The 13,206-nt window shown below is 65.4% G+C and carries 16 protein-coding genes; 7 read left to right on the top strand and 9 right to left on the bottom strand.

The window, feature by feature from the left end; translation table 11 throughout:
* Positions 1-444: 444 nt before the first annotated feature.
* Positions 445-852: a VOC family protein gene (locus HDA39_RS00170; protein ID WP_184793211.1), complete on the bottom strand. Its 408-nt coding sequence runs from the start codon at positions 850-852 to the stop codon at positions 445-447.
* A gap of 165 nt (positions 853-1,017) precedes the next feature.
* On the opposite strand from HDA39_RS00170, the gene HDA39_RS00165 reads away from it, so the two are divergent.
* From HDA39_RS00165 to HDA39_RS00155, 3 genes are all read left to right on the top strand, one after another.
* On the top strand, positions 1,018-1,482 hold the full coding sequence (locus HDA39_RS00165; RefSeq protein WP_184793210.1) for a hypothetical protein: 465 nt from the start codon (positions 1,018-1,020) through the stop codon (positions 1,480-1,482).
* On the top strand, positions 1,479-1,778 hold the full coding sequence (locus tag HDA39_RS00160) for a transcriptional regulator (protein ID WP_184793209.1): 300 nt from the start codon (positions 1,479-1,481) through the stop codon (positions 1,776-1,778). The genes HDA39_RS00165 and HDA39_RS00160 overlap by 4 nt, the downstream gene beginning before the upstream one ends.
* Before the next feature lie 154 nt (positions 1,779-1,932).
* On the top strand, positions 1,933-2,154 hold the full coding sequence (locus tag HDA39_RS00155; RefSeq protein ID WP_184793208.1) for an ANTAR domain-containing protein: 222 nt from the start codon (positions 1,933-1,935) through the stop codon (positions 2,152-2,154).
* Positions 2,155-2,607: 453 nt separating this feature from the next.
* On the opposite strand, the gene HDA39_RS00150 is transcribed toward HDA39_RS00155, so the two are convergent.
* Both HDA39_RS00150 and HDA39_RS00145 read right to left on the bottom strand, forming a co-directional pair.
* Complete coding sequence (locus HDA39_RS00150) at positions 2,608-3,063, bottom strand: PPC domain-containing DNA-binding protein (RefSeq protein WP_184793207.1); 456 nt, start codon at positions 3,061-3,063, stop codon at positions 2,608-2,610.
* Position 3,064: 1 nt separating this feature from the next.
* On the bottom strand, positions 3,065-4,609 hold the full coding sequence (locus tag HDA39_RS00145) for a hypothetical protein (protein WP_184793206.1): 1,545 nt from the start codon (positions 4,607-4,609) through the stop codon (positions 3,065-3,067).
* Between the two features lie 73 nt (positions 4,610-4,682).
* On the opposite strand from HDA39_RS00145, the gene HDA39_RS00140 reads away from it, so the two are divergent.
* Positions 4,683-5,426: a helix-turn-helix domain-containing protein gene (locus tag HDA39_RS00140; protein WP_184793205.1), complete on the top strand. Its 744-nt coding sequence runs from the start codon at positions 4,683-4,685 to the stop codon at positions 5,424-5,426.
* On the top strand, positions 5,426-5,902 hold the full coding sequence (locus HDA39_RS00135; RefSeq protein WP_184793204.1) for an NUDIX hydrolase: 477 nt from the start codon (positions 5,426-5,428) through the stop codon (positions 5,900-5,902). The genes HDA39_RS00140 and HDA39_RS00135 overlap by 1 nt, the downstream gene beginning before the upstream one ends.
* Here the strand turns inward: HDA39_RS00135 and HDA39_RS00130 are convergent.
* Positions 5,879-6,448, bottom strand: coding sequence for an HD domain-containing protein (locus HDA39_RS00130; RefSeq protein ID WP_184793203.1), 570 nt, complete (start codon positions 6,446-6,448; stop codon positions 5,879-5,881). The two genes, HDA39_RS00135 and HDA39_RS00130, sit on opposite strands and share 24 nt — an antisense overlap.
* An 84-nt stretch (positions 6,449-6,532) precedes the next feature.
* Positions 6,533-7,273, bottom strand: coding sequence for a helix-turn-helix domain-containing protein (locus HDA39_RS00125; RefSeq protein WP_337925575.1), 741 nt, complete (start codon positions 7,271-7,273; stop codon positions 6,533-6,535).
* A 723-nt stretch (positions 7,274-7,996) separates the two neighbouring features.
* Between HDA39_RS00125 and HDA39_RS00120 the strand changes: the two genes are divergently transcribed.
* Positions 7,997-8,815 (top strand): class I SAM-dependent methyltransferase, encoded by an 819-nt coding sequence (locus HDA39_RS00120; RefSeq protein ID WP_337925574.1) that lies wholly within the window; start codon positions 7,997-7,999, stop codon positions 8,813-8,815.
* A gap of 334 nt (positions 8,816-9,149) precedes the next feature.
* The gene (locus tag HDA39_RS00115; protein ID WP_184793202.1) at positions 9,150-9,428 is read left to right on the top strand and encodes a hypothetical protein; all 279 of its coding nucleotides are present in this window, start codon (positions 9,150-9,152) and stop codon (positions 9,426-9,428) included.
* Here the strand turns inward: HDA39_RS00115 and HDA39_RS00110 are convergent, their stop codons facing one another.
* The 4 genes from HDA39_RS00110 to HDA39_RS00095 all read right to left on the bottom strand — a co-directional run bounded on the left by HDA39_RS00110 (position 9,429) and on the right by HDA39_RS00095 (position 12,713).
* Positions 9,429-9,635 carry a helix-turn-helix transcriptional regulator gene (locus tag HDA39_RS00110; protein ID WP_184793201.1) on the bottom strand — a complete coding sequence of 69 codons (207 nt, stop codon included), beginning with the start codon at positions 9,633-9,635 and terminating at the stop codon, positions 9,429-9,431.
* A gap of 369 nt (positions 9,636-10,004) precedes the next feature.
* Positions 10,005-10,964 carry an ArdC-like ssDNA-binding domain-containing protein gene (locus HDA39_RS00105; protein ID WP_184793200.1) on the bottom strand — a complete coding sequence of 320 codons (960 nt, stop codon included), beginning with the start codon at positions 10,962-10,964 and terminating at the stop codon, positions 10,005-10,007.
* Between the two features lie 50 nt (positions 10,965-11,014).
* Positions 11,015-12,250 carry a hypothetical protein gene (locus tag HDA39_RS00100; protein WP_184793199.1) on the bottom strand — a complete coding sequence of 412 codons (1,236 nt, stop codon included), beginning with the start codon at positions 12,248-12,250 and terminating at the stop codon, positions 11,015-11,017.
* A gap of 115 nt (positions 12,251-12,365) precedes the next feature.
* Positions 12,366-12,713: a hypothetical protein gene (locus HDA39_RS00095; protein ID WP_184793198.1), complete on the bottom strand. Its 348-nt coding sequence runs from the start codon at positions 12,711-12,713 to the stop codon at positions 12,366-12,368.
* Between the last annotated feature and the right edge of the window lie 493 nt (positions 12,714-13,206).

The following is a 13,206-nucleotide window of genomic DNA, read 5'->3' as shown; positions in this document are numbered from 1 at the left end:
CACGACCTGACCGACCGACCAACTCGACAATCTCGGGCTTGAACTCAGAAGCGAACGAACGAGGACCTTGGCTTCTTCTTGCCCACGGACCTCATGAACATCCGTCCGGAGCAACCGCTCCTGATCCCGGATGGCCATCAAAACGGGTCAGTGAGGTGCCGCACGTTTTCCGGACAGCCTATTCACGGTTAGTTCACACACCACGGCCGGCCCGCCCGACGGCTGGCCGGACCTGTTCATCCAGCTCGGCTGGCTCGACATCGCCGACAACGGAACCTGCTGGACGGTAACTGCAGCAGGACGCGACATCCGGGCTTGGCGGCACCACCACGGCTGTCCTACCTGTGGCGTCGCCTCCCAAGAGCAACATCGAGGCCGCAAGGCTGCTGGCCAAGTTCAGCGTTTGCCCCGGTGACCCGGATCGCGTTCAGCGTTGGTCGTTGGTCAGTTCCCGTCTGGGGCGACGTTGACCAGCCAGGTGATACCGAACCGGTCCGCGCCTTGGCCGAACAGGCCGCCCCACGCCGCCTGCTGCAGCGGCATGTGAACCTCGCCGTCTCTAGTGAGGGCGTCGAACCAGCCACGCAGCTGGGCCTCGTCGCTGCCGCTGATCTGGATCGAGCCGCCCGTGCGCGCGGTGGAGCCCGCCGTGACGTCGCCGGCCTGCAGGACCAGGCCCTCGGAGACAGTCAGCGACGCGTGCAGCACCCGGCCGGGATCCCCTTCTCCCACCATGCCGAAGTCGCCGAACGTGGTGACCTCGAGTTCGCCACCGAAGACCGCCTGGTAGTGGGTCATCGCCTCGCGGCACTCAGTCTGGAAGTACAGGTAAGGCTTGAACTGGACGGTCACGATCTCTCCCAGAGTTGTCGATGGTTGGTGCTTTCATCAAGGCTGTCGGAGCCACCCAGCTGGTTTCGACATACTCGACCGATCTTTTCAGCAAGACCCCGACCTGCCTTCTCAAGCCTCCCGAACCCTTGACTTACCGTTAGTGCAAGTGGTTGAGTTGCCGATATGGTAAGTCATGAGGAGTTCGACGACAGCGATCATCTGGAGGTCGTGCGCGAGGCCCGGTCCGCTGCGGCTGAGCGGTTGAAGATGCCTGGGTGGTTCCACCCGCTGGTCGGTCTGGGCGCCGGTGCTTTCACGGTGGCCTTCGGTCTGGGTGGCTGGGGGGTTCGAATCCCGGCCATGGTGTTGTTCATCGCGGGCGCGATCTTGCTGGTGATGTGGCGGCAGCGGGTGACCGGTCTCGCGGTGACCGTTCAGACCGGTGGCCGAGCCGATCATTGGGCCGGTGTTGCCGCCTTCTCGGCAATGATCGGGGTGATCGCTGCGGCGACCGTGGCCCGCTTCACCGATCTCGATGGGGTGGTCGTGCTGATCGGCCTCGGGGTCGCGGTCATCGTGACGGCGAGCAGCCCCCGGGTCGGTCAAGCACTGCGCGACGAGGTCCGGGATGGGCCGATCGCGAGATGACCGCACGGTTCGACGAGATCATTCACTCTCCTCACCGGCTCCGGATCTGCGCGTTCTTGTCCGGCGTCGACTCCGGGGAGTTCGCCATCGTCCGGGACTTTCTCGAAGTGAGCGATGCGACCCTCAGCAAGCAACTCAAGATCCTGGCCGCTGCCGGCTACCTGGAGATCTCCAAGCCGACCGGCCGCGGCCGGATCCGGACCTGGCTGCGACTGACGCAGACAGGACGATCCGCCTATCAGGACCACGCACAAGCCCTCCGCCACTTGGTCGACGCCGACCTCCAGAACCTCTAGCCGGCAACCTTCGAGCAGCTGCGCGGCAAGCGGCAGACCAGGTGCTGTTCGGGGACCGTACCGGCGGACTTACCGCAGCCGACGGTCAGAGACGAGACCAACTGCCGTCGGCTTTCACGAGCAAACGCCGTCAACTTTCGCGGGCAGAGCCACGGTGCTGGGCGCGACGACGCTATTGTGCCGTGACCGGCCGGTACTGACCGCTGACGATATCGCGGTGGCACAGGCGCTGCGTGACGCGGCAACGATCGGCTTGCTGCAGCATCGCGCGGTCCGTCAGAGCGAGACTATCGCTGGCCAGTTGCAGTCGGCGCTGGACAGCCGGGTCGTGATCGAGCAGGCCAAAGGCATCGTGGCCGCTTCGGTGAGCGTCTGAACCACCGTCAGATCACCAGCGCTCAGCACTGGCCGCGGTCATCGTCCGCCGGCAGCTCGAGCGGGCACCAGCAGGCCAACCGTTTGCCGGCCAGCTCGGACCGCGCCGCGTCGAGCTCACAGAGCGGTTCCTGCGCCGCAGGTCGGCACCGTGGTGGCCGACCCCGCGCGCGCGTCGAGCTGTTCTGGCCTTTCCGTAGCTTCCAGCGCAAACCCACGATTAGGTGTGATTCGGTGGCCACAGCGCGGCAGCGCGTGCTGATGGCTTGGGTCGATTGTGCCGGTGAGCTGCCCGCGAACTGAGCTGGCTGCCGCACTTGCCTTGCCTGGCTCATAACAACACTGGCATCACGGAAGTCCGAGATCGCCGACCAGTCGATCGCTCGGTCCGTCCGGCGGCCCTCAGCTCTCTCGCCTAGTCGTCGCCTGGGCCGAGTGTGGAGACTGAGCGATCTCAGAACAAGAGCTGCGGCACGTCGTACAGGTCAGCCAATCGAACTCGGGACATCGTCGGGCCAGCCACCTCGACCACATACATCTCGGTCAGAAACTGAACTTCGGCGCTCAGTAGGTGGCTCGTGTGCGCCGTAGCTGACTGGTGCTTGAGACCAACCGAGACGTGTATGTGAGGCACAACGGCGTCGGCGTCCGCGTCGTAGGCGAGAGTCCCGCCGCCGAACGCCTCTACGCTCTCCAGACGAACTGAGGACCACACCGGCGCTTCGGGCTCCGCCACTCGTTCACAGGTGCCGACCAGTTCGACCTGACGCAGGCCCGCGATGAACATCGGAATGAATCCCTGACGTACACCGTGGTGCTCGCAGAAGGTGGCGAGTGAGGTGAAGAAATCCTCGCCGTGGTCGAAGCGGACGGCGAACGTGCGGCCCATAGTCAGTTCGGCGGCGTGCAAGTCATGCTCCTTCGTTGCGGTCGAGGCTGGCGACGTAGCTGAGGGCGAGGTCGAGGCCCATGGTGGAAAGCAGTCTGCTGCGAGGCTGGGCGATCCCGCTGGCGCCGACTGCCGACAGTTCTGTGCAGCGTTTGCGAAACCAGCGCCATGGGATGTCGAGATAGCCGGCGAGAGCTTCAAGACGGCGCGCCGTCGTCGGTTGATCGATGATCGAGCGACTGGTGGCAGCCGCGGCAATGTCCCGGTACACCGCTCGGCGTGACGGCGGTGCGCTCGCCTCGACGTACCAGAGACCGGGAGCGCGGAGCCAGTTCGCCACGATGGCTTCACCGCCGAGGACGAAGCCTTCGACCTGGCCGTGGTCGGGATCGGTGGTGACGTCGACGGTGATCTGGAATGCCTCCATCAGGGTGACGGCGAGGAGCATGAGAACGCGCTCGTACCGCGGCGACTTGGCCGCCTCGTGCTCAGGGATGCAGAACGCCCGTCGATGGCGCTTCAGCACCTTCGAGGTCGCGCTCAGGTACTGGATCTTGTGCGTCCAGATCAACCACGACGATGCCTCCTCGCCGCGTTGCTCGCGACTCCAGAACAGTGGCGCCGAGGTCAGCCGGTTGAGGTTGCGCAGGATGTGGTCCGCGCAAAATCTGGAGCCCAGCCAGCGAGCCGAGAGCTCGTGCAGGTCCGGTACAGCCCCGAAGGTGAGGCTGGACGACGGTAGTTCGTCGTACGGGCTCAGCTGGGTCCGGTAGTGCTCGAGCGAGTAGTCGTCTGAGAGCAGCGCTGCATCGGTGTTCGTGATCATCCAGAGAATCGCGACCGTGAGGTCGTCGAGGATGTAGGCCGAGGAGAGATCGCGTGTCTGGTCAGGTCCCAGCGGCTGCCGGGCGAACTGACGACCGTCGGCAACGTGGTACCACTCCTCCCCCGCGGCATCGGTCACGGCGATCACCGCGGACCGCCTGTCCGGCCGGACCGTCGCCGCGTCATCGAGCGATCTCACCGCTAGTCGATCGCTTCCGGTTGGTTCAGCCGGCCAGTAGAACGCGTCGAGGTCGAGGCCCGAGAACAGACGACCGCCAGGCACTTCGAGCCGGCCGACCTCGCCCTGGCCGAGCGAACCCTTCCCGTTCAAGCCGGCCAGATCGAGCAATGCCGTGATGTCCAGCGCGGCGACGACGGCAGGCGCAGGCTCGGCCGCCGTGCGACGGTTCTCGAACCCCAACGCTGCGGCGTCAGGAGCATCTAGTACTCGGCACAGCGCGTCACGGGCGTGCTTTCCCGGCCAGCTGTACCAGCCACGCTCCCAGTCGGAGATCGACTTGGCAGTGATCGCACCGACCGACCCCGTCGCGCGCAGGATCTCGTCGTTGACGAGTTCGGCGAGTCGAGCCTGGGAGAGCGTGCCACGCGCCTGCTTCAGCAGGAGGTTGGGCTGGCGCTCATCCCTGGTCATGACGCGCGAGCAGCCCATGGTCTCTTGCCTTGGCCGGAGGCTGGTCGTCGTTTCATGACGACAGCCTGCTACGGAAAGTGAGGACGCCACTACTACCCACCTGGACGCTTCGAGGACGTCTTGCCTAGGATGAAAACGTCCCAAGATGTCTTAGGTTAGGTCCATGGCCAACGAACGACTTCGCACCGCGCTCTTGGAGAAGAGCATGTCGCCAGCCGAATTGGCCTCTGCCGTCGAAGTCGACACCAAGACCGTTGAGCGTTGGGTCAACGGCCGCAATCCGCATCGTCGCCACCGCTACCAGGTGTCGGCCCTGCTCGGTCTCGACGAGGGCTACCTGTGGCCGGATGCGCTTCCGCGCGAGCAGGTGACGAAGGCCTCCGCCAGCGAGATCTTGGCCGTGTACCCGCACCGCAGCGAGGTACCACGTGACGTCTGGCGACGGCATTTCGAGACTGCCGAGGAAGACATCGGCGTCTTGGTCTACGCGGGCCTGTTCCTGGCCGAGGACCGTGGCCTGCAGACCATCATCCGCAAGAAGGCGTCCGCGGGCGTCCGCGTCCGCTTCCTGGTCGGAGACCCGGAGGACTCGCATGTCTCTGACCGCGGCGAGCAGGAGCGTGTCGGTGATGCCATGGCCGCCAAGGTTCGCAACGCGCTGATCCTGTACTCACCTCTACGCGAGACTGCAGGCGTCGAGTTCAGGATGCACCGGACGGTTCTGTACAACTCGATCTATCGCTCGGACGAGAGCGTTCTCGTCAACACTCATGCGTACGGCTTCCCCGCACCGCACGCACCGGTGTGGCATTTCCGCAAGGTCGCCGGCGGCGAACTCGCGGCCATCTATCTCGAGAGCTTCGACAACGTCTGGCAGACGGCCGTTCCACTACCACCGGAGGACTGATGGCCCGCAGGATCGACTACTACGACGACCCGGCCGCACCACCCGCCAACAGCATGGTGCCCTCGGTGAACGTGGTGATCGAGAACGAGGACGGCAAGGTGCTCGTGATCCAGCGGTCCGACAACGGCAACTGGGCAGTCCCCGGCGGTGCTATCGATCTCGGTGAGTCGATGACCGAGGCCGCGATCAGGGAGACCCGCGAAGAGACCGGGATCGATTGTGAGATCACCGGGCTGATCGGTATCTACACCGATCCGAAGCACATCATCCTGTACACCAGCAACGGCGAGGCTCGGCAGGAGTTCTCGATCCTGCTGAAGGGTCGCGCCACCGGGGGTACTCCGACACCTAGTGACGAGAGCACCCGGGTGGAGTGGGCCAGCTTCGACAGCCTCGGAAGGCTCCAGATGGACCGATCGATGCGCATGCGGATCGATCACTACCTGGAGAATTCAGGAACCCCTCACCTCACCTGAGCAAGGGGCGGCCAAGCATCGACGAACGCTGCGAGCCGCCTCCCGCAGGATCGGCGCCGAGCGGGTGATCGACCGATGCACCACGTGTTCGGGTGGGTAGCGCGTCAGGATCTCGGCCAGGCGCTGCTCTACATCGACCGTCGTACCATCAACTCCCGCAGTGAGATCGCAGTAGATCAGCGCGTTGAGCAGCCGCGGCGCAGGCCGAGCGAACTCGCCCAACTCCAGCCCGAGGCCTCGTTCCTCAGCTTCGATCGCGGCAGCGGTGTGATGTGCAACCAATTGGCACAGGACGTCGTCCGCCCCGACCTCGTCTCGGAGGTACCTGGCGCCATCGAGAGGGTGGAACTCAGAACGCACCAATCTCGGCGCGTAGCCGATGTCGTGCAACCAAGCGGCGACCTCGATCAGGTCGGTGTCATCACCAAGCATCGCGGCCAGCGTCCGGGCCCGGCCGGCGACACCTTGGACATGCGCCCAGCGCCGCGGCAACGCCTCGGCGAGGAGTCCCTCTGCGAGCGTCCTGGCCCACGTCGTTCCAGTCATGACCGCGACCTTACGAGTGTTCGCCCGTGACGAAGAAGGGTCTGTCAGGACGTTTCAGGGACGTCTTGACCACGACAGGCGTCCCTAGACGCTGAGCCCGTCGACCGGCTCGGCCGAACTCCAGATCTCGGCAAAGCTCTCCAGGTAGAACGCGAACATCTCGCCACCGTCATGGCGGCGGAGATGGAAGACCGGCGCCTGGGCAGCAGGGATGCCGAAAACGTGCTGGTTGATCAGGAGCTGATCGTCAGCCCGGAACATCGAGTTGTAGAGGATGGTGTCGTGCAACCGCAGGCTCACACTCGCATGGCGGAGCAGGGGCCGGTAGAGCACGAGCGCGTTCCGGATCTTCGCGGCCATCGCATCGCCGATCTTCTCGGCTCTCCCCCGCTGCGCGACCTGCTCACCATCGGGGTTGCCTAAGGCAAGGTTTATGGCGACTCCGGCCTCAGCCTTCGCCTCCAGCAGCCGGATCATTCGCCTGTCCTCAGCGAGAAACAATGCACTGTAGGCGAGGACACCGATCTCCTTCTCTGCTGCTTCGAACAGCTCCAGCCAGCTCTCCCTACCCACCGCGCTCCGTTGCGGATAGATCGCCGCCATCTCCGCCGACCGGCCCCGTTCACCCGGCAGCGCCAGGAGCTCGGGCCAGAGATCTGGTTCATCGACCTCAAACAGTTGCGCCACTAGTTGGCGATGCCGTGGATGCGGGAGCCGACCTTTCATCCAACGCCGGACCGTCTTCGGGTCAACATCGAGACGTGCGGCGATGTCGACCTCACCAAGCCCGGCCGCGTACATCGCCCGTCGCAGAGCGTCGTTCACCCGACCTCCCCGTTTTGCATTGAAACGTCCCTAATCGTCCTCTTGACTGTAACACGAAACGTCCCAAGACGTCCCAACTCAGAGTATCGGCGTCCTCACTACGACAAGCATTCTTGCCGTACGCCGTCGACCAGTCGGCGAGGGAGTTTGGGAGTGCACAGTGAACGACGTCAGGCCGCCCAGCGACACCGATCAGAAGATGCGCGTCCGTGTGTGGTTCGGCGATCACCCGATCGCGGACCACGTCGCCGAAGCGCCCGCCGCCGAGCGTTACGCAGCGGCTATGACTCGCCGCTTCGCCGGCCTGCGGGTGACGTGCGTTCCGGTTCCGGACCGTCCGTCTTCTGTAGGCGCCTCGCGTTGAGCGGCCTTCGCCATCGGATCGGCCGGTTGACGGTCGCCTGGTTCGCCAGGATGAACGCCCGCTTCCGGCAGTTGATGGACGAAGACTGAGCCGTCGAAAGCCCAAGAACCGGCGGGGCCGGCCCCTCCATCAGGTGACCTCCTCAACGCCTGAACCGGCCCCGCCCCCCAGTCCGGATCTCGCAGTCGCTGGGCGGTCTCCCCTGTCCTCCTCACGAATGCGGGATCCGCCAGACCGGCGGGCGAACGTGCTGACCGCACCGCGCGTTCGTCCGCCGTTCCAGCCCCTTCGCCGGTGCGCACACCGGCGGGACCACCTGCCCGCGACCGTGAACGAGTCGCTCGGACCGAAGGATTCCTGTGACGTCCATCGAGAACATGAGCCAACTCGAGGAGTACTACACCTACCGCTACAACGAAGCGCAGCGCTTCGACGCAAACCTCAAAGGACAGCTCGAACGCCAACGAATGCGCGAGTTCCTGGCGCGCTATCTACCGTCGCCACCCGCGGCGATTGCTGACATCGGCGGCGGGCCCGGAGCCCATGCGACCTGGTTGCAGGACGAGGGGTACGACGTACGCCTGCTCGATCCGCTCGAGCGCCACGTTGCCGAGGCCCGGGCTGCCGGAGTGAATGCGGTTCGGGGCGAGTCTCGACATCTGCCCTGGGACGACAACAGCTTCGACACCGTTCTGATGGGCGGACCGATGTACCACCTCAGAACGGAATTCAGTCGAGTCGCAGCCCTCCGCGAGGCGGCCCGCGTCCTTCGCCCCGGTGGTTTCATCTTCGTCACCGCGATCAACCGGGCCGCAAACCTTGTCGGCTCAGCACTCGCGAACACCTTTCAGGACCGCCGGGCAATCGTCCGTCAGATCCTTGCCGAAGGCTACAGTCCGGACAACGACCGCCTCGTGATGACGACCTACCACAGCGTCCCACAGCTGCGAAGCGAGCTGTCGAAAGTTGCGACGAACATCGACATCCACGGACTCACCGGGCCTGGAGGCTGGCTGGCGGTCCTCATCGATGCGCACTTCGCCGACCAGGCGCTCCCGTCCACTCTCGTCACACCTGACCCCTTGCAAACTGCGCTGGAGTGCAGCCGGGTCGCCGACCAGTACCCCGAGCTCGTTCACACCAGCTCGCTTCTGCTCGCGGTAGCCCGCTGTGGCTAGCCTCTTCCGGTCCGCAGAGCAGCAGGCGCTTCGCATCCGCCGTGAGGCTACTCGCTTCGCGGCCAAGGGATGGCCTGTAGCGCGGTTGGCGGTACGCCGGGACGGCCGCTGCATCTGCCCTCTTCGCGATTGCACGGAACCTCATATCACGCTCCGTCCCCCCGTACTGATCACCCGCGGCCGGGACGCCGACCGGCATTGGGGAACCGCTGGATGGGCGATCGCGCTCGTCACCCAACCGTTCGACGTTCTCCGTCTCCCTGCCTCGTACGGCTCCCACCTGCACCAGGTCCTCGGCACCGATTGCCCCACGGCCTTTGCCCGCTCTACCAAGATGTGGCAGTTCTTCCTGAAACCCGGTGGCATCTCGCACGGTGACGCCGCTGCGGTAGGCGGCGACGTCATCGGCGGATCGTCCGCGTGGATCGCGGCGCCCGGTACAGAAGGCGAGGACGCCGACCGGTATCGCTGGCTCGTTCCGCCGAACCTGACCAACTGGCAGGTGAGCGATGCGGCAGACGCTATTCGATCAGTCCTCGCAACCACCGACTGGAGCGCGGCGAACGCGCCGTACCGGCGTCTACCAGTGATCATCTCCAGAGCGCTGCGTTGATCACTGCGGAGCCTTCTCCACCGGATCCTTCTGCTGTTCTTTCCAAGCGATCACGTCGGCAGGGTCGTACCGAAGGTGGCGTCCCATCCGGCTGGCCGGCGGCCCGTATTTGCTCTTCCGCCATCCGTAGAGTGTCCACTTGGGAATGCCCAAGTACGCCGAGACTCGGTCGATACTCCACAGGGGCTCATGCTTCGGGTCGCTCATCCTCACCTCCCTCCTCGGCGGTCCCCGTGCCGCGCCGAACGGTTCGGCGCGGCACAGGCCTCTTCTGAACATGCGGCTCCCGCACGTCGGACTTCAACAGTCGACGCAGGTCGCGCTGAGACAAGCCAAGGATCTCCGCAGCCGCCTCGACGGATCCGCACACCTTGGAGAGCTCGACGGCCTCCCGTACGGAAGCTATCTCCGCCTCCACCACCTTCTCGTCGTGACGCTGGATCGCTAGCGCTCGTGAGCGGTTCGCCCGCTCCAGCGCAGCCCGAGCCCGAACTGCACGCCCCGTCGCTGTCTCGATGCGCGCCTGCCGCTGCCGCGCTCGCTGCAGCGCCGCAACTCTCTCGCTCCCGCCCACCTTTAGAACCCCGGACCATCTGGCGCCGGCGACGCAGCATCGGGCACTGCAGTCAGATGTCTAGTCGGCGGCCTTCGGCCGACGAGAGCCCGGTACTGCGAGGTCAGATCGATCAGCTCCCGCGCCATCCGCAGAACTCGCTCGCCGCTCCTCTGCACTACCCGCTCCGGCGCCGCCTTGTCGACCGAGGCAGCCCAGCCCGCGACATACGGGAAGCTGTCGCCATCGGTTTCCAGACCGTGATGGGCCAGGAGGATGAAGGCGACCGACTCGGCCTCGACCTCTCGCATCCCTCGGCACATCACGCTGCCGGACGACGCGACAGCATCGGGATCGTGCATCCTCATGTGCGCGACTTCGTGCGCCAAGGCTGACACCGAGGCAGCCTCACCGAGCGAGTCTGAGATCACGATCCGCCGCGCCTCGAAATCCGTGAAGCCGTCACGACCCGCTCGCCCGGTCGGTCCCACCGAGAGACGGAATCCCTCACCCTCGACGCACGTCGCCAACCCCTCCCACAGTCCTGTCGGCGCCGGACCAACGAGTTGCGCAGAAGCGGGCGGCTTCGGCAACGGCTCGCCGTTCGTCTGCGACACATCCCAGACGTACGCGACGCGAAAGCCGACCAGCCGTCGACCAGAGCGCTTCTTCGCCGTCTCCGAGTCGTCTGCCAGCTCGAGATCGACCCGCCTGGCGGTCGCGCCCTTGTCGTCGACCACCTTCTTCGACCGCGAGAAGACCGGTGCGAAGACCCGGATCGCCTTCTCCCCCTTCGACACGTTCCGGCCGAGGTGCTTCCACGTGCTCCAGCCACCGACCAGGGTCGCGTCCGGTCGCTGTGCCGCGATCAGGATCGCGTTCCTGAAGCTGTACTCGTGGAAGGCCGCCGCGGTCTTGAGCCATCGCTTCCAGTCGTCCGCCGTTCGGAGTTTTCGGATTTCCTCGATGAGCAGCTCGTGCAACGAATCAACCGTGGACGAGGCGCCTCCTGTGGTTCCTGAATCTGCAACGTTCATGGCAGCTCAACGGCCGGACTCGTGTCGGGTTGATCGGCGCCTGACGTCACAGCTCGACGCTTCCGACTCCGATCCGGGCTGCCAGGCTTGGTCGGAGCCGCCAGCCGTGTCGGCCGGCGCTCATCATCCGTGTCCGCGAGCTGCCTGCACACCAGCGCCGCTTCGCCGAGCAGCTCCGTCACTGATGCCAGCGACTCCGTCAGCTCAGGCACGAGGTCGATTCGCTCGGCCCGCACCCAAGTCCGCTGGCGCTTGCCTACCGGTGCGGCAGTGAGCTGCCGGTACGCCGGATCCAGCCGGACTGCGTGGAGACGGGGAATGAACAGCCGTCCTGTCATGACGAGGTCGAACACAGCTCGACGCTGTAGTAGGGCAACCTGATGTGCTGAGTGGACAAGCTCATCGGCCGCCTCGAGCAACGCGCCTGCCGCCCACCGATCCAGGACCAATTCCTCAGCTGGCCGGAGTGCGCCTCCAGGGCCTCCGATCGCACGCCGTACGGCCTCGTGCAGCTCGCTGAAAGCGACCTCTCCCGGAACTGTCGTGACTCCTCCCAGATCAGAGACGTTGCGACTCCAAGCGGCGGCCGTTCGGATCGAGCTCGCATCACTCCGTCGCAACGCCGTGTTCGCTCTCCTCAGCCGCAAGATCGTCGCGTCTCCGAACCCGAGTCGCTCTGCAGAGGAACCCACTGCTCTGACGAGGTAGCGACCATGTCCAGCCGCAGTACGGATCTGCGCAGTGACCGACCGGAGATCCCTGGTCAGAAGGCTCCGCGCTGGCACTTCATCGTTCAGACGCTCCCAGTGCGCGGCTGCGTAGGCGATCTGTTCCCAGATGTTGGTGCCGCTGGCCGGCATGCCCGCCGTCAATCCCCCCAACGCGCCGAGCACATGCCCGTTCTGCTGAGCGACAATAGATTCCAGCTCCCGCCGCGCGAATCGCAACTGCCTGGCCAGAGAGCGCTGCTCGACGGTACGACGACGTTTGGCGACCGACGTCATCGCGCCCAGCGCCGACCCTGCAGCGATCGAAGCGATGTTCGCCACCGCTGCACGGGCTGCGACGAGCGCCTCCCGATCGTCGAGCACTGCCGCAGTGACAGCGTCTTGACCCGCAAGCAGATCTGAGGCGGCGCCCAGAGCTTGTGCGACAGCCATCAGCGCCGGGTCGCCGTGCGATGGTGGCTTCCCGGCATCGGGAATCCTCAGCTCGAATCTGAGCCAGGTCATCTGTCGACGAGTCGCAGCCAGTACGGCAGTCCACCCCGCCGCACCTTGCACTGGATCTGTGCTCACTCTGCCCGCGGAGTCCTCCGCCCTGCGCCGCGCCACTGTCAGCAGATCTTCATACCTCGCGCGCATCCGCGACCATCCGGATGTCCTTCGCTGCGGACCGCAGCGCGTCCGCGAGCGCCAACCGCCAGCTCAGCCCCTCGATCGACACTTCGAACTGGTCAACGAGGCCAGCCGCTTCCTCGAAGAGGCCGGCCGGGTCGTCAGTCGAGTCACCGGCGTACGGCTGGTACGGCGTCACGCCCAGAAGCTCGCAAACGCGGTAGCGACTGAAGGCTGTCATCGCCCACGACCCGTTCGGCGCCGTATTCTCCAGTACCTCGACGCTCGCCTCGGCTCGAGTCACGAGCTCGACGACCTCTGACCGCTGCTGGTCGTCGCCTGCCATCGTGTTGTTCAAGGTGTTCTCCCTTTCGTCACCAACAGGATTGGCCGGTTCGTGGGGACCGCGGGCGACGGTTCAGAAATCTGTGGATAACTCGCCGGCCGCCCATCACCGCGTGGGGTGCGTTCTGCCGAGCAGGCCGCACCCCACGCGGCCCCAGAACCGATCTCCCCTGCTCAACGGTTGCCGATGACGTCGGCTGCACAGGCGGTGTCGACCGAGTTGGGCGGCGCGTCAGTCAGAGCTCGGTGTGCGAAGTGATGAGAACCCGTCCCGGCGGGAAGGGGAGCATCACCGACACACTTCTTGCATTCAAGGCGTTTCAGCGGCCGAAACGGCGGGCCGGCGCACTCGGCGCGGGCCGTTGAACTCAACATGCGCGACCGCTCCCCCACCCCAGCCGGCCACATTGCCCAGCTGTCGGCTACATGCTCGGACTGCGGTGCCCCCTTTTCGCGGCGGCGATCCGACCACCGGTTCTGCTCAGATCCGTGCCGTCTCCGAGCCT

The organism is Kribbella italica (assembly GCF_014205135.1).
GTDB lineage: Bacteria > Actinomycetota > Actinomycetes > Propionibacteriales > Kribbellaceae > Kribbella > Kribbella italica.
The sequence above is the reverse complement of the archived record's forward strand: the minus strand, read 5'-3'. Positions and strand labels throughout refer to the sequence as shown.